We start from the raw sequence: 16,192 nt of genomic DNA, 5'->3' as shown, positions 1-16,192 counted from the left end.
GCTAAAGATCGATCTTCAGCGCCCGGCCCTCGGGCGCCGCGTCGGGCAGCCGGCGCGCCTGCGCCTCCAGCGCCCGCGGCAGGTCGAAGATCCATGTGACGATCTCGATCCGGTCCCAGACCAGCACCATCGCCGCCGCGACCGGCCCGCAATGCGGCAGCGCGGCCTCGAGGAACGGCTGCGGCCCCTCGGGCGAGGGCCAGCCGTAATCGCCGTAATGCCCGCCGCGGCCGATCGGGCCGCCGGCGGGGATCTCGGCGCCGTCGAGCGGCTTGAACTCCGGCGGCTCGCCGCGGGGAAAGCCCCGCCGCCCGCAGCTGCCATAACCGTCCAGCTCGCGGCTGGGCAGGCCCCAGAACCGCAGGCTTCCGCCGTTCTCCACCTGCGCGCCCTCGCCGTACTTGGCCACCAGCGTCGCCGCCAGATCCTCCTCGGTCGCGCTGCCCGCCGGCATCTGCAGGTGGCGCATCAGCGCCACCACCTCCTCGCCCCGGTCGGTGGGCTGGGTCACGGCGACGATGGTCTCGGTGCCGTCCGCGGCGATGAAGGCCTCGGCCCGGCCGAAGACCCGCCCGGCGCTGTGCTCGTCGCGCTCGGACCGCGCGCGCACGGCACCGGGCATCCGCGCGCCGACCGCGGCGGCAACCTCGTCCAGCGTCATGCCCAGCCGCAGCCCGAGGATGTCGAGCACCTGCGGCGCCTGCGCCCGCGCCGCCTGCCAGTCCGCGGGCCCCCATGACGCGGCGATCGCGCCGTCGTCCTTGGCGCGGACGTCCAGCCCCTCGACCTCGGCGGTCAGCACCAACACCCCGGCAAAGCCCGCACCGTCGCTCGCCCCCGGCGCCACCGGCGCGAAGGCCGTGCCCGCGACCCGCACCCGGATGTCGACCGCCGAGATGTGCCGCCCCTCGATCCCCGGCACCGTCGGCATCTCGGGCAGCACCACGGCGATGTCGGCATAGGGCGCGTCCCCGGGCGCGATCCGCCCGACCGCGCCGGCGAATTCGCGCGTCGCCGGGCCCCAGCCGCAGGCCTGCATCCCCGTGTCCGCGACCGAGGTCCGCCCGACCAGCCCCAGCACCCGCCCCCGTCCCGGCAGCGGCACGGTGCCCTGCGTCCGCAGCGGCCCGGCATCCTCGGCCGCCGGCGCCGTCTCTCCCAGCGCCTCGGCGCGACGCTCCCAGAGCGCGAAGCCGGCGCGCGGCGCGGGCTGGCCCGGCGGCCCGACCGCAACCGCCCCGGCACAGCCGGTCGCGGGATGCCGGCCGCCGTCGAAGACCCCCGCCAGCACCAGCCGGTCGCCAAGCGCCGCCGCCCGCCGCCGGCTCCAGTCGGCGAAGGGCTCCAGCAGCGCCGCCTCGGCCGCCGCGGTCAGCGGCAGGTCGGGATCGTCGAAGAACCGGCCCCAGGGCGCCTCGACGCCCGCCTGCGCCGCCGCGCGCTCGCGCGCGAGCCGTTCCAGCAGCATCCGCGCGAAGGCGCGCCGGTCGAAGACCTGCGGCGCCGCGGCCAGCACCAGCAGGTCTGCGGTCTCGGGATCAAGGAACAGCCGCTCGGGGCGCACCACCGGCGCCGCCGCAGCCCCGGGTCCCGCCGCCGCCGCGACCTGCGGCGCCGGCGCCATCGCCAGGTGCAGCGTGACGCCGGCGATGCCGCCGCGGTGATCGTCGCGCGGCCCGAGCCACAGCTCGCTCGGGCGCGACACCGCCAGCGCCGTGCCCGCCGCGGCGACCGGCGCGACCCGCGCCAGCACCCGCAGCTCTTCGTGGCGCATGAGCAGATGCACCGCGTCGACCTGGTCGGGCTCGACCGGCAGCCACTGGAAGTCGCCCGGATCCGCGGCGACCAGCTCCGGCGGGTCGAGGCGCCGGCGATCGGGCCCGTCGGCCTCGGGGTCGCGGTCGTGCGCGACCGGGATGAAATTGACCGAGCGCACCGGGAAGGCCCCGAACCGCGGCTCGTAGGGGCCAAGGCGCAGCCCCAGCCCGACGATGTAGTCCTCGCGCGCCAGCGCCTGCAGCGCCGCGGCCTCGCGCGCGGCGGCGCCCGCGCGCTGCGAGGCGACGATGCCCGAGGTCATGACCGCCAGCAGCCGCTCCAGCACCTCGGCCCCGCCCGGGACCTGCCCGAAGGCCGCGGTCAGCGAGGCGCCGGTGGTCTCGAACAGCGCCTCGGGCAGCGCACCTGCCACCGGCCCCGCCGGCGCCTCCCAGGCGATCTCGGCGATCGGCTCGGCGCCGCGCGGGTCGAAGGCCAGCCGCAGCCGCTCGAGCGTCACGGGCAGCACCACCTTGTCCAGCTCGTCCTCGGTGATCGGCGTCGCGCGCGCCAGCGCGCCCGTGGGCGCGTCGATGCGATAGTCGAGCAGCGCCCAGACCGTGCCGCGCCCGGTCCCGGTCTCGACCCGCTGCAGGAAGGCAAGCGCCGTCTCGGGCGGCATCGGCAGGAAATCCAGTTTGCGGGTGCGCAGCTGCTCGGCCGCCGGACCCGCGCCCATGCCCATGCCCGGGCCCGTGCCGATCCCGGCCAGCGTCAGCGCCTCCATGTCCAGCTCGACCGGGAAGCCGCCCAGCGTTCTGCTATAGTCGCGCAGCTGCGCAAGCCCGACCGCGCGCAGCGCCAGCGGCATCTCCGGCACCATCTGCCGCACCAGCCGCCCCACCGGCTCGGCCCCGGCCGCCAGCGCCATGTCCCAGCGGATCTTGTCGGCCCCCGACAGCCGGTCAGGCCTGCCCTCGGCGAAGCCGACCGGCAGCACCCGGTCGCGTTCCAGCGGCGTCAGCGCCTCGGCCGCCAGCCGCAACGCCGCGCCCCCCGACAGCGCCCGCTCCGGCCCCCGCGCCAGAAGCGCGCCATAGCGCATCTCCATGCCGAAGGTCGCGGGCCGGTCCTCGAACGTGCCGGGATAGGCGAAGCCGGCCTGCGGCATCGCCCGTGCCGACGCGGTCAGGTGCACCAGCCGCCCGTCCTGCCGCAACAGCCCGTTGCGCGCGGCGAAATCCACCGGCGGCGGCGCGGTGCCCGGCGCCGGCCGGTCCCAGCGGTGCACCACCGTCTCGGGGGCCGGCGCCTGGCGCGCGCCGGTGCGCGGCTGGCGCACCAGCAGCGCCGAGACGACGCGCATCCCGGCGCGGGCGGCATCCTCGCCGTCGACGCCGGACCGGGGCTGCTGCGGCAGCAGGATCTCGGGGCGCGCCGGCACGTCGATCAGCAGGCGCAGCACCATCCGGTCGCCCGGGAACATCTCCATCCCGGAGGACAGCGGGTCCGCGGCGGGCCCCGGCACCGGCCCGGCGGCAAGCGCCGCGGGCAGCCGCAGCGGCAGCGGATCGGTCTCGGTCAGCAGCACGGCCCCGACCGGCAGCGCCCCCGACAGCCGGATCGTGCGCACCGCCGCGGGGACCGTCGCCACCAGCCCCTCGTTCGCGCGCGCCCCGCCCCCCAGATGCAGCCTGAACGGCTCCCGCGGGCCGGCGCGCGTCACCGTCGCGTTCAGGTCCAGCAGGATCCGCGACGGCGGCACCAGCGCCGCAGCCCGCGCCGCCAGCGACCGGGCCCAGGCCGCGCGCCCCTCTGACCCGGCCGCGGCGGGCAGGGCCGGCAGGCCGGGCGGCAGCACGTCGGGGGACAGCTGCGCCATGGCCTGCTCGACATACGCCATCTCCGCCAGCGCCGGGCGCTGGCCCAGTACCCAGAGGCCGAAGGCGGTCTCGATCGCCGCCTCACCCGACAGGACCGGGCCCGACAGGACAGGAGGCGGCAGGACGGGAGCTGGCAGGACGGGCGGGGCCGCCGCGCCCCTTCCGACCGGACTCTGCGCCACCTGAACCGAAGCGGCGGGGCCGGCCGGCGTCGCGCAGAACGCGACCAGCGCGGCGACCGCGGCCTCGCTTCCCGAGAGCGGCACCGATACCGCCCGCCCGAGGCCCGGCGCGCGCAGGCTCAGCCGGCCGCCGCTGCGGATCGCGGCGACGATGGCATGGCCGGCGGGCAGGTTGGCGGCGAGCAGACCCTCGGGCGGCACGACACCCGCGCCCGAGCTGCCCAGAACGACCCCGTCGACCGCGACCTCGATCCGCGGGTCGGGCCAGGGCGCGGCAGGGTCCTGCCCGAGCAGCGCCGGCGCCACGACCAGCGTCAGCATCCCGGGCTGGGGCGGCAGCATCGGCGCCGGCGGCGCCCCGCCCGCGACCGCCGGCGGCCGCGTGCAGGCCAGGCCCAGCGTGCCCCCGCCCTCGACCGGGGCCAGCGCGCGCCCGTGCCAGCCCTCGGGGCCCGCGACGAACCGCCAGGCCGCAGCGCCCGCCACCTGCCCCCCCGGCACATCCTCCGCCACACCCTCCGGTACGCCTTCCGACACGCCTTCCGGTACGCTTTCCCGCACGGGCACGGCGTGAACGGCCAGCGCATCGGGCTGCCCGTCGCGGCCGGCGACCTCGACAAGGACGGTCACGGTGCCGTCGCCCCGGATCGCCGCCTCCAGCTCGGGCGACAGGCCCGCGCCGGCGACAAGCTCTGCCAGCCGCGCGCGCATCGGTGCCGCGGCGAACAGCCGGTCCGGGGTGTCGCCGGGCTGTCGCAGCCCCGAGAGGTGGTAGTTCGCGCGCTCACGCGCGAGGATCTCGCCCGGCGCGGTCAGCACGCCGCCCGCGGCATCGCGCCGGTCCTCGGGCACGATCACCGCGCGGTAGCGGTCGATCATCTGCCGCCCAGCCGTCTGGCCGGCCCCCTGCTGTGCCGCCGCCTGCTGTGCAGCCGCCGGCAGGGCCGGCGCCAGAAGGACCGCGGCCGCCAGCAGCAGCCCCTTGCGCATCGTCACCATACTCGCCCCCCGTCCCGCGCGCCGCCCGATCCCGGGACGGCGCCGAAAGCCACGTGCCCTAAAACCACGTCCCTTCAGGATCGCGCGACCGCACGCGCGCCGGGCGTCACCCCGGTCGCATGCCGGGCGTCTGTCGATGGCAAGACGGCGGGCCGGGCGCCGCCCCGCGGCCCCGCCCCCGAAGAAGGCCAACACACCCTGCCCCCGACACACATCGCGATCCGCTCTCCACATGTGCCGCCGGCCGGAAGACCCGCCCGGACGGCGCCGATGTCTCGATCCTGCCGGCCCCGCGGGGCCGTCGCGCCTCCCAGCCTGCCCGCTCTGCCCGGCAGGTCAAGCCGTTTCGGCAGCCCCGGTCGCGCCGCCGCCGCCGCGGGCGGGGCGCGCCGCGAACTCCGCCAGCGCCGCGCAGACCCGCGCGAAGCTTGCCGCCGCCTTCGCCGAGCGGTGGCGCGCGCGCAGGTGGCCATGCACCAGCCCCGGCTCGACCGCGCCCTCGGCCTCGACCCCCGCCGCGCGCAGCCGCGCGACATAGGCCGGGACGTCGTCGGCGAGCGGGTCGCATTCCGCCGCCAGCGCCAGCACCGGCGGCATCCCGGCGAAATCGTCGCCCAGAAGCGGGAAGGCCCGCGGGTCGGGCACCGGATCGCCGCCGAAGCGCAGCCGGGCGTACGCCTCCATGTCGGCGGTGGTCAGCATCGGCGCCCGGGCCTGCCGCACGAGGCTCGAGTCCGGCGGATAGGGCGGCGCGTGCAGCCCCAGCGACGGGTAGATCAGCACCACCCCCGCGACCGAGGCGCGGATCTCGGCCGCGACCGCCGCCGCGAGCGTGCCGCCCGCGCTGTCGCCGCACAGCAGGATCGGGCCCTCGGCCGCCAGCGCCCGCGCCACCGCCAGCGCGTCGTCGACCTGCGCGGGATGCACGTGCTCGGGCGCCAGCCGGTAGTCGGCCGCGATCACCTCGAGCCCGGTCGCCGCCGCGATCTCGGCGCAGACGTCGTCGTGGCTGTCGAGCCCGCCCAGCACGAAGCCGCCGCCGTGCAGGTACAGGACCACCGGCCCCCCCGCCCCGAACGCGGCCCCCGCCCCGGGCCCGTAACGGCGCACCGGCACGCCGGCGATCGTGCCGTCAAGCGCCGCGACCCCGTCGGGATAGCCATGGTGGAAGGCGCGCGCCATCGCGTCGTAGACCCGGCGCTGGCCCTCGATGTCGTCGGGCGCCAGCGCCTCGGTGTAATGCGCCGCCGTCGCCGCGATGAAGGCGCGGATCTCGTCGTCCAGATGGTCGCGATAGGTCATGGATCCTCCCCGCCGGGCGCCCGCCCGAACCCTGGGCCAAACCCCCGGCGAGGCGCCCGTTCGCCGCGACCCTAGCGCGCCTCGAAAAGCCCCCGCAACTCGCCCGTGGCGCCATCGCCAAGCCCGAGGTCGGTGACCCGCGGCCCGGGGTTGCACGCGAGGCTCGCCCCGGTCAGCGCCTTGAAGGTGCGCAGCGGCGGCGCCCAGTCGGCGACTTCGGCCGCGGCGGCGCGCAGCGTGGCGAGCGCAAGCGCGGTCTCGGTCGCCGGGGCGTCCGACAGCAGGCCGCAGACCGGCAGCGGCAGCAGCGCGATCACCGCGCCGCCGCGCGCGACCGCCATGCCGCCGCCGCAGGCGATCAGCGCATTGGCCGCCGCCGCCATGTCGACGGGATCGCGGCCGAAGACGCACAGGTTGTGGCTGTCATGCGCGATCGTGGTCGCGATCGCGCCGCGCCAGCTGCCCCAGTCGTCCAGCACCCCCAGCGAGGGCACCGCCGTGCGCCGGCCGTGGCGGTGGATCACCGCCATCACCAGCTTGTCGTCGGGCAGGTCCAGCACGCCGTCGACCACCGCCACCTCAAGCCGCCGCCACTCGGTGAAGCGCGGGCGGAACACGGTGTTGATCTCGACCCGGTCGCCGGTGCCCTCGGGGGCGCGCAGCACGAAATCGGCCGGCGCCAGCGGCGCGAGCTTCACGGTGTCGGCGAAATCGGCCACCTCGGCCCCCGGCACGCCGCCGGTCAGCGCGCCATCGCGCGCGACCTCGGCGCCGCCGGCGAAGACCCGCAGCACCTCCAGCCGGTCGAGATCGCCCAGCACCACCAGATCCGCGCGCCGCCCCGGCGCGACCAGCCCCAGATCGCGCCGTCCCAGCCGCATCGCCGCGTTCAGCGTCGCGGCGCGCAGCGCGTCGACCGCGGGCATGCCATAGCGCACCAGCCGCCGGATCACGTCGATCAGCCCGCCCACCGTCACCAGATCGTCGGGGAAGACGTCGTCGGTGCACAGCGTCAGCGTCTGCGGCAGATGCGGCAGCCCCGCCAGCGCCGCCACCGCACCCGGCAGCACATAGTCGTGCGACCCGCGCAGCTCGACCGTCAGGCCCGCGCGCAGCTTCTCCAGCAGGTCCTCGCCGCTGGTGATCTCGTGGTCCGATCCGATGCCCGCCGCGACGAAGCCCTGCAGGTCGGCCCCCTCGAGCCCGCGGCCATGGCCGCAGACCAGCTTGCCCGAGGCAAGCCCCGCGTCGACGATCCCGCGCATCTTCGGCGAACGGCTCAGCACGCCGCGCATGTCCATCACCTCGGCCACGCCGGTGATGCGGTCCCAGCCCAGCATCCGCGCCATCTCGTCCGGCCCGAACTCGGCCCCCGCGACCTCGATCCCCGGGGCCGAGGGCACGCAGGACGGCGCCAGCACCAGCACCCGCAGCGGCAACCCGCCAGAGGCGCGCGCGGCCCAGTCCACCCCGTCCAGCCCCGCGACATTGCCGACCTCGTGCGGGTCCCAGACCACGGTGGTCGTGCCCTGCGGCACCACCACCTCGGCATAGCGGCGCGGCGTGGTCATCGAGCTTTCGATGTGCATGTGCATGTCGATCAGCCCCGGCGCGACCAGCGCGCCCTCTAGCGCGATCACCCGGCCCGCATCGGCGCGCGTGCCCGGCGCATGGACCGAGGCGATCAGCCCGCCCACGATGCCCACGTCCGCGGCACGGATCTCGGACGTGGCGACATCGACGACGCGGCCGCCGGCCAGCAGCAGGTCGAAGGGCGCGCGGCCGGTGGCGGCGGCGACGGCGCGGTCGCGCAGGCCGGCATCGTCGAGGTCGTGGGGTTCTTGCGTCATCGTCGTCATCCTCGGGCGGCGCCGATCAGCGCCTGCATCAGGGCCTCGCGGATCCGCGCCCCGTCGGCGCGGGTCGAGACGAGGGCATTCGGCGCGGCCCTGGCCGCGCGCCATTCCACCACGGTCATTCCGCGCGTGTGCTCGCCGCGCGTTTCCATGTCCAGCCGCGCGGGGTCGCAGGCCACCGACCCGGGCAGCACCAGCGCCGCCGCCGCCACCGGGTCGTAAAGCGCCATCGGCCGCGCCCCGTCATCCGCGATGCGCAGGTAGCCTTCGTACAGATCGGCCAGCAGCGCCGCGCGCTCTCCGGGCTCGGCCCGCAGCGGCGCAAGCTCGGCCAGCGTCGCCGTCACCTGCCGGCAGGCCAGCAGGTCGACCATCTCGATCCGCACGCCCGCCGCGATCACCGCGGCCACGGCCTCGGGGTCGACGGCGGCGTTGAACTCCGCCGCGGCGCTGTGGTTGCCCCGCCCGGCCGAGCCGCCCATCCACACCAGCCGCATCCCGGCCAGATCGGGCCGCGCCGCGACCAGATGGGCGATGTTGGTCAGCGGTCCCAGCGCCAGCACGTCGCGCCCCCCGGCGTCGAGGAAAGCCGCCAGCGCCGCCACCGCCCCCGGCGCGGGACGCCGGTCGGTCGGCGGCAGCTTGCGCCCCTGCCCCGGCATGCCGTCATCGCCCAGCACGTAATCCGCGGTGACCAGCGGCCCGGCAAGCGGCTGCGCGGCGCCCTCGAGGATCGGCATCTCCCAGCCGAAGACCGCGGCCGCCGCGCAGGCATTCGCGCCCACCTGCGCCAGCAGGCAGTTGCCCGCCACCAGCGACAGCCCCGCGACCGGGCGGTGCGCAAGGACCAGCAGGATCGCGGCCAGGTCGTCAAAGCCCATGTCGGTGTCGATCCAGACCGGCGCGGCAAGATCCTCAGTCACGGTGCAGCACCACCGCGCCATCCTGCGGCAGGTCGAAGGCGATCTCGGCCCCGATCGCGTGGCGCGGCGCCGCGGCCGGCACCTCGGCCTTCACGTCGCCCAAGGGGGTCGCCAGCAGGTATTCGACCACCTGCCCCAGATAGCTCGCCCCCGCGACGGTGCCGCGATGCGCGCCCCGGCCCAGCCGCACCGCGTTCGGCCGCCAGGCAAGCCCGGTCGCGGTGCCGGTGTCGAACCCCGGCGCGGCCAGGCCCTTCAGCTTGCCGTCGCGCAGCGCAAAGCAGTTCTCGAAGCCGATGAAATTCGCGACGAAACCGGAGACCGGCCGCTCGTAGATCTCCTCGGGCGTGCCCGCCTGCTCGATCCGGCCCTCGCGCATCACGATGATCCGGTCGGCCAGCGCCAGCGCCTCGGCCTGGTCGTGGGTGACGTAGATCATCGCGATCCCCAGCTCGCGCTGCAGCCGCGCCAGCTCCGAGCGCATTTCCAGCCTGAGCCGCGCATCGAGGTTCGACAGCGGCTCGTCCAGCAGCAGAAGCTTCGGCTCGACCACGATCGAGCGTGCCAGCGCCACCCGCTGCTGCTGCCCGCCCGACAGCGCCTTCGGCTGGCGGTCGGCCAGGTGCGACAGCCCGACCGAGGCCAGCGCCGCCTCGACCCGCGTCCTGACCTGCGCGGCGGGCACCCGGGCCAGCCGCAGGCCGAAGGCCACGTTCTCGAACACCGTCAGGTGCGGGAACAGCGCATAGGACTGGAACACCAGCCCGATGCCGCGCCTGTTGGCCGGCACCCGGGTGATGTCGCGCCCGTCCAGCTCGATCCGCCCCGAGACCGGCGTCATCAGCCCGGCGATGGCGCGCATCGTCGTGGTCTTGCCGCAGCCCGAGGGGCCGAGCAGCGCCACCAGTTCGCCGGGCTTCATCGCGAAGTCCAGGCTGTCGACCGCGATGGTCGCGCCATAGCCCAGCGTGAGCCTCTCGAGGGTCAGGAAGTCAGACATAGCGCGACAGCCCCAGCAGTTTCTCGGCCACCATCACGACGCCCAGCGACATCAGCGCCAGCAGGCCCGACAACGCGGCGACCGAGGGGTCGTAGTTGAATTCCATGTAGAACATCATGTCGATCGGCAGGGTGGTGATCCCCGGCCCGGTCAGGAACAGCGACACCGGCACCTGGTTGAACGAGGTGATGAACCCGATGATGAAGGCGGCCATGATGCCTGCGCGGATGTTGGGCAGCACCACCTTGGCGAAGGCCTGCAGCCGGCTCGCGCCCAGCATCACCGCCGCCTCCTCGATGTCGGGGCGCAGGTTCACGAGGCTGCCCGACACGACGCGGACCGCATAGGGCACCAGCAGCGCCGTGTGCCCGATCATCAGCGCCAGCGGCACCGGGATGCCCAGCGGGATCACCAGATGGCGCAGCAGCGCCAGGCCCACGATGATCCCCGGCACCACGATCGGCGCGGTGACGATGGCGCGCACCACCTCCGCCCCCGGCGGGTCGTAGCGCTCGAGCGCATAGGCCGCCGGGATGCCCAGAGCCAGCGCCACCGCGGTCGAACCGAAGGCAAGCGCGATCGACAGCCAGAAGGCCGCGCGGAAGCTCTCGACCGTGAACACCTTCGCCACCCAGCGCAGCGACAGCCCCTCGGGCGGGAAGGCCAGCGTCTCGCCGCCCGACAGGCCCGCGACGCAGATGATCACGAAGGGACCGATCAGGAAGACCAGCACCGCCGCCAGAAGCAGGTGACCAAGCCCGCGCATCATGCCACCTCGCGTTTCACGCGGCGCACCGAGGCCAGGCGCTTCAGCGCCACGCTCGTCACCACCGACATCACGATCAGGATCACCGCGATCACCGCCGCCGCGGCGAAGTCGTTGGCGACCGACACCCGCTGGTACAGCAGCGTCTCCAGCATCAGCACCTTCGAGCCGCCAAGGATCGCCGGCGTCACATAGGCGGTCAGCGAGCCCACGAAGACCAGCGTCCCGCCCACGACCAGCCCCTCGCGCGTCAGCGGCAGGATCACCTTGAAGAACACCGCGGGCCAGCTTGCCCCCAGCACCCGCGCCGCCGGGATCACGTCGCGCGGCAGGTTCTCCAGCGACGAGATCAGCGGCAGCACCATCAGCGGGAAGAACAGCTGGATCAGCCCGATGAACACCGCCGTCTCGGTGAACAGCAGCCGCAGCGGGCTGTCGACCAGCCCGCTCGCGGTCAGGAACACGTTCAGGAACCCGGTCCGCCCCAGGATCACCAGCCAGGCATAGGTCCGCGCCACCGGCGAGATCATCAGCGGCAGCACCAGCAGCGCGACCAGCCGCCCCTTCGACTTCGGCCCCGCCTCGACCACGGCCAGCGCCACGCCATAGCCGACGACGGCGGCGACCGCGGTGACGATCAGCCCCAGCCGGAAGGTGCGCCAGAACACCTCGCGGTTCAGCGGCTGGGCGAAGAACTCCAGGTAATGGCCCAGCGTCCAGCCGTCCTCGGCCCGGAACGCCCCCGACAGCAGGATCGCCACCGGCAGGATGAAGCCGAGCGCGATGAAGATCGCGGCGGGGGCAAGAAGCCAAAGACCGATGCGGCGGTTCTGGAACATGGTGTCTCCGATCGGGCGGCGCGCGCGCGGGCGGCGCCGCCCCGTTCAGCTTACTGGGCGACCTTGGCGTTCCAGCCTTCCAGCCAGGCGTCGCGATGCGCGATCTGGTCGGCGGCGGGCAGGAAGTGGATCGCGGCCGCGGTCTCGGGGCCATAGGTCAGCCCCTCGGCGACCTCGTCCGACACCTCGACGGCGGTGTTGACCGGGCTGTCGACCAGCCCCTCGGCCAGGGTCTGCTGCACCTCGGCCGACAGCCAGTAGTCGATGAACTGCTGCGCCAGCGCCGGGTCCTTGGCGCCCTTGGTCATCGCCAGCACGTTCATGCCGCCGGTCTGGCCCTCTTTCGGGGTGGCCCAGGCCACCGGCATCCCCAGCTTGGCGATGTTGGCCCAGCCGAACCGGCCGACGACCGCGGCCAGGATCTCTTCCTGCTGCAGCAGCTGCGGGATCTGCGAGCCGCGCTCGTAGAAGGTGACGATGTCGCCCTTGTGCGCGGCCACCAGATCCAGCGCATCGGCAAAGCCCGGGTCATCCTTGCCCAGCGCTTTCTCCAGCATGTAAAGCGTGATCGGACCCTGCGTCGTGGTGATGTTGGGCAGCGCGACATAGCCCGCAAGCTCGGGCTTGAAGAGATCGAGCCAGCTCTCGATCGTCACCTCGTCCGACCGGTATACGATCGAGGTGCCGTAGAAGGTGTAGCCCACCGCCATGTGGCCGCCGATCGGGTCCTTGGCGAAGTCGTAGATGCCCGCCATGTTCGGCACCGCCGCCGGGTCGATCGGCGCCAGCAGGCCCTTGTTCGCGGCCTCGAGCGCATTGGCGTCCGAGAAGGCGATCACATCCACCACCGGCGCCGCGGCATTGGCCTCCAGCTTGGCGAGACGCTCGCTGCTGTTGCCGGTCTCGACGACCAGCGTGCAGCCGCATTTCGCCTCGAACGGGGCATAGAGCGCCTCCTTGTAGGCATCCTGCGCGATCCCGTAGACCGAGATCGTCAGCGTCTTGTCCTGCGCCAGCGCCGGGGAGGCGGCGGCAAGGGCGATCAGGCTCGCGGCAAGCGGAAGGCGGGTCATGGCAGATCCTTTGCGGGGGATGAGGGGGGGCAGGTCGATCCGCGCACGACAAGCGTGACCGCGGCAAGTCTCTGGCCCCGCGCCCGGCCGGTGACCACGTCGAGCGCGTGCTCGGCGATGGCGGGCAGGTCCTGGCGCAGGGTGGTGAGCGGGGGCGCGACGATGCGGCCCCAGACGATGTCGTCGAAGCCGGTGACCGAGACATCCTGCGGCACCCGGATGCCGCGGGCGGTCAGCCCCGCGATCATGCCGACGCCGATCGCGTCATAGGCGGCGCAGATCGCGGTGACGCCCTCGGCGCGCCAGCCGTCGGCATGGGCGCGCACCGCGTCCAGATCCGGGCCCACCGCCACCTCGCGCAGCGTCACGCCGGCGGCGGCGAAGACCTCGCGCATGCCCGCGCCGCGCTCGTCGGACACGTTCGACTGCTGGCGCGACAGCACGATCTCGACATGGCGATGGCCCAGCGCGACCAGGTGGCGCGCGACGATGCGCCCGCCCTCGCGGTGATCGGCCGAAGCGGTGTTGAGCGGGTTGGCCGCGCTGTCGACGACCGCGACCGGCACCGGCAGGCTGGCCGGGTCGATCGGCGCCCCGCGCAGCGGGATCACGATCAGCGCATCCGCGCCGCGCCCGGCGAAGTCGCGCAGCTGCTCGGCCTGCATCTCGCCCGATCCCATCGAATCGCCGATCAGCAGCGCCAGCCCCCGCGCCTTCGCCGCCCGTTCGAAGGCCTGCACGAAGCCCGCGAACAGCGGCATGGTGAAATCGGGCACCACGAGGCCGACGATGGTCGACCGCCCGGTGCGCAGCGTCCGCCCGGCATGCGAGGGCACGAAGTTCAGCGCCTCGGCCATCTCGCGCACCCGCGCCGCCATCGCCGCCGAGACACGCCCCCGCCCCGACAGCGCATTGGCCACCGTTACCCGGCTGACACCCAGCGCGTCGGCGATCTGCTGCATCGAGGCGGGACGATCCATCATCTGGCCCTGTGGTTTCACGTGAAATCAATCTTGCTTTCTCGTGAAACCATTCGCCGGCCCCGTCAAGCCCCCTGCGGCCCCTGCCCTGCCACGGATCGCGAACGACGAAAGGCCGGGCAGATGCCCGGCCTTTTGCCTGCATTTTGGGCGATCTCAGCCTGGCAGCGCGCCGCAGAAGCCGCCGCTCGCCGCCTGCCCCGATCCCAGCGCGAAGGCGGGCGGCGCCTGCCACGGGTTCGGCGGGCTCGCCGCCAGGTCCAGCCCCACCAGCACCGCGAGCGCCGCGATCGCGATCCCTGCCGTCAGCCTGCGGGTCATGTCCGTGCCTCCAGCCCCAGTCGCGGCCGCAGCCAGATGCCCAGATAGGCGCCGGCGAAGGCCATCACGAACCAGGCCCAGCCGTGCAGGCTGCCGGTGGCGATCCCCGAGAAGAAGGCCCCGACGTTGCAGCCGAAGGCCAGCCGCGAGGAATAGCCAAGCGCCAGCCCCGCCACCACCGTCGCGATCCAGGCCCGGGCCGGATAGCGCGGCAGCGGCGCGGCCAGCGCCCCCCGGCGCCAGGCCGCGACGCCGAAGGCGCCCGCGATCAGCCCGATGTCGGTGAGCGAGCTGTAATCGGTGAGGATCGAGCCGTTGACCCGCGCCACCGACCCCGGCGCCGTGAAGAAGGCCGAGCCCGACAGATCGCCTCCGAGCGCGACGAAGCCCTTGGCGGCCCAGATCCCCAGCCCGTAGACCACGCCCCAGGGCTGGCCCGCGATCGCCAGGTTCGCCACCGCCAGCGCCGCCAGCAGCACCGCCGCCAGCAGCAGGCGCCGCGGCACCGCCCGCGTGCCGGGCGCCGCGCGCCACAGCACGATCCCCGCCAGCCCGGCCAGCCCGGCCAGCGTCACCGCCAGCCCCGCCCCCCCGGTCAGCGTCAGGATCGGCAGCGCGCCGAGGTCGGTCCACCAGATCAGGTGATAGGCCCCCGCGAAGCTGCCGATGGCGAAGAACGGCAGCGCCAGCAGGCTGACCGGGTTGCCGCTGCCGGCATTGACCAGCGTGCCCGACCCGCAGCCCAGCACCACCTGCATCGCCGCGCCGAAGACGAAGGCCCCGCCCAGCATCGCCCAGCCGATCGGCGCCTGCGCGCCGCCGATCTCGCCCGGATGGCTCGAAATCAGCGGAATAGACACGATCGCGACCAGCGCGATCGCCAGGATCTGCGCCAGCATCCCCGCCGGCTCGCGGCGCAGGATCATCGCCCGCCACGGCCCCGCGAAGCCGAAGCGCAACCCCTCGAGCACGATGCCGAAACCCAGGCCCACCGCCAGCAGCATGCCAAAGCGCGCGCCGACGAACAGCGTCACCGCCGCGACCGCGGCAAGGCCCGCCGCGACCAGCAGCCCCCGGGTGCCGATCCGTGCCCCCCCGGCCGGGGCCAGCGTCGCCGCGGTCATCAGTTGCCCCCGCGGAACTGGTTGAGCAGGTTGTCGACCAGGCCCGGCACGTTCTCCATCTCGGCGCCGGTCTGCGAATATTCGACCATCGAGCCGGGATAGAGCTTCACGTTCGGGATCCCGGCCAGCTCGGACATCGCGAACCAGTCGGTCGCCGCCCAGTGGCCGGTGTTGCAGAACGACACGACCTCTTCGCCCTCGGTGATCCCCAGCCGGGCCTTCAGCGCGGCGACGTCGTCGACCGGGGCGATCGCGGTGGCGCCGGGGCGGAAGAAGCCCGAATGCGGCACCGAGATCGCGCCCGGCAGCGTGCCGGGCCGGGCGGCGGCGGCATGGGCCTGCTTGCCCTCGTAGAAGGCGGTCGGCCTTGCATCGACAAGCCGCGCAGTCGTTTCGCCCGCGACCACGGCATTCACCTCGTCGGTTTGCGCGGTCCAGGTGTCGTTCCACGAGATGTCGATGTCCGACGGCGCGGGCTTGGCCGGGGTCTCGCTCAGCGCGAGACCCGCGTTGACCCAGGCGGTAGCGCCGCCGTTCAGGATCGAGATGTCGCGAAAGCCCGCGCTCTTGAGCGTCCAGTACACCCGCGCGGCCGCGCCGAAATCGCTGTCGTCGTTGCCCTGCCCCATCACGACCACCGGCTGGTCGAGCGTCAGGCCCAGCGCTTGCAGCCGCGCCTCCAGCTCGTCCTCGGGCACGATCTGGCCCGGGTTGTCGGCCGGGCCGCGGAACAGGCCATAGGGCGCATCCAGCGCCCCCTCGACATGGCCGGTGCCATAGGCCGCCCCGCGGATATCAAGCACCGCGGGCGCGCCGTCGCCCTGCAGCGCCGCCTCCAGCTCGGCCGGGGTGGTCAGCGGGGCGCCCCCCAGCGCGGCGGCGGGGCCGGCGGCCCCCAGAAGCGCGGCCAGAAGCGCGGCGGCAGAGACGGCGGTGGTGGTGGCGAAGCGGGGGGTCATGGCAGGTCCTTCTCGGTCGGCGTCAGGGGGGCCTTGGCCGGCCATCGGTCGGCCCGGCCCGCGACGCGGTTGCCCCCTATGTCGGCGCCGCCGCGCCGAAGGCAAGGCGCCGCGCCCGCGGCCCCGCCCCGTGGCCCGAAACGCGCGTTCGGCCCCGGGCCGCGCCGCCGGACGCCCGCCCCCGCCCGCCCCGGCGCGGGCAAACGATCGCCGCCCGGCCGCGGCCC

The 16,192-nt window shown here is 74.5% G+C and carries 12 protein-coding genes; all 12 read right to left on the bottom strand.

Annotated features, from left to right (window positions below; genetic code table 11):
• Position 1: 1 nt before the first annotated feature.
• Positions 2–4,822, bottom strand: a complete 4,821-nt coding sequence (locus V8J39_RS16145) for a hypothetical protein (RefSeq protein WP_336461972.1) — start codon at positions 4,820–4,822, stop codon at positions 2–4.
• A 336-nt stretch (positions 4,823–5,158) separates the two neighbouring features.
• The gene (locus V8J39_RS16140; protein WP_336461971.1) at positions 5,159–6,124 is read right to left on the bottom strand and encodes an alpha/beta hydrolase; all 966 of its coding nucleotides are present in this window, start codon (positions 6,122–6,124) and stop codon (positions 5,159–5,161) included.
• Between the two features lie 71 nt (positions 6,125–6,195).
• Positions 6,196–7,974, bottom strand: a complete 1,779-nt coding sequence (locus tag V8J39_RS16135) for an adenine deaminase (RefSeq protein ID WP_336461970.1) — start codon at positions 7,972–7,974, stop codon at positions 6,196–6,198.
• Between the two features lie 5 nt (positions 7,975–7,979).
• Positions 7,980–8,903: a nucleoside hydrolase gene (locus V8J39_RS16130; RefSeq protein ID WP_336461969.1), complete on the bottom strand. Its 924-nt coding sequence runs from the start codon at positions 8,901–8,903 to the stop codon at positions 7,980–7,982.
• Positions 8,896–9,903, bottom strand: a complete 1,008-nt coding sequence (locus V8J39_RS16125; RefSeq protein ID WP_336461968.1) for an ABC transporter ATP-binding protein — start codon at positions 9,901–9,903, stop codon at positions 8,896–8,898. The genes V8J39_RS16130 and V8J39_RS16125 overlap by 8 nt, the downstream gene beginning before the upstream one ends.
• On the bottom strand, positions 9,896–10,669 hold the full coding sequence (locus V8J39_RS16120; RefSeq protein WP_336461967.1) for an ABC transporter permease: 774 nt from the start codon (positions 10,667–10,669) through the stop codon (positions 9,896–9,898). The genes V8J39_RS16125 and V8J39_RS16120 overlap by 8 nt, the downstream gene beginning before the upstream one ends.
• Positions 10,669–11,508 carry an ABC transporter permease gene (locus V8J39_RS16115; RefSeq protein WP_336461966.1) on the bottom strand — a complete coding sequence of 280 codons (840 nt, stop codon included), beginning with the start codon at positions 11,506–11,508 and terminating at the stop codon, positions 10,669–10,671. The genes V8J39_RS16120 and V8J39_RS16115 overlap by 1 nt, the downstream gene beginning before the upstream one ends.
• A 50-nt stretch (positions 11,509–11,558) precedes the next feature.
• Entirely contained in the window at positions 11,559–12,581 is a 1,023-nt protein-coding gene (locus V8J39_RS16110) for a polyamine ABC transporter substrate-binding protein (RefSeq protein WP_336461965.1), read from the bottom strand.
• On the bottom strand, positions 12,578–13,564 hold the full coding sequence (locus tag V8J39_RS16105) for a LacI family DNA-binding transcriptional regulator (RefSeq protein ID WP_336461964.1): 987 nt from the start codon (positions 13,562–13,564) through the stop codon (positions 12,578–12,580). The genes V8J39_RS16110 and V8J39_RS16105 overlap by 4 nt, the downstream gene beginning before the upstream one ends.
• A 153-nt stretch (positions 13,565–13,717) precedes the next feature.
• On the bottom strand, positions 13,718–13,882 hold the full coding sequence (locus V8J39_RS16100; protein WP_336461963.1) for a hypothetical protein: 165 nt from the start codon (positions 13,880–13,882) through the stop codon (positions 13,718–13,720).
• On the bottom strand, positions 13,879–15,006 hold the full coding sequence (locus tag V8J39_RS16095) for a YeeE/YedE family protein (RefSeq protein WP_336461962.1): 1,128 nt from the start codon (positions 15,004–15,006) through the stop codon (positions 13,879–13,881). The genes V8J39_RS16100 and V8J39_RS16095 overlap by 4 nt, the downstream gene beginning before the upstream one ends.
• Positions 15,006–15,965 carry a sulfurtransferase gene (locus V8J39_RS16090; RefSeq protein ID WP_336461961.1) on the bottom strand — a complete coding sequence of 320 codons (960 nt, stop codon included), beginning with the start codon at positions 15,963–15,965 and terminating at the stop codon, positions 15,006–15,008. Before V8J39_RS16090 ends, V8J39_RS16095 begins: the two co-directional genes overlap by 1 nt.
• Positions 15,966–16,192 lie beyond the last annotated feature (227 nt).

It is taken from the genome of Frigidibacter sp. MR17.24, assembly GCF_037095655.1.
Taxonomy (GTDB): domain Bacteria; phylum Pseudomonadota; class Alphaproteobacteria; order Rhodobacterales; family Rhodobacteraceae; genus Frigidibacter.
The sequence above is the reverse complement of the archived record's forward strand: the minus strand, read 5'-3'. Positions and strand labels throughout refer to the sequence as shown.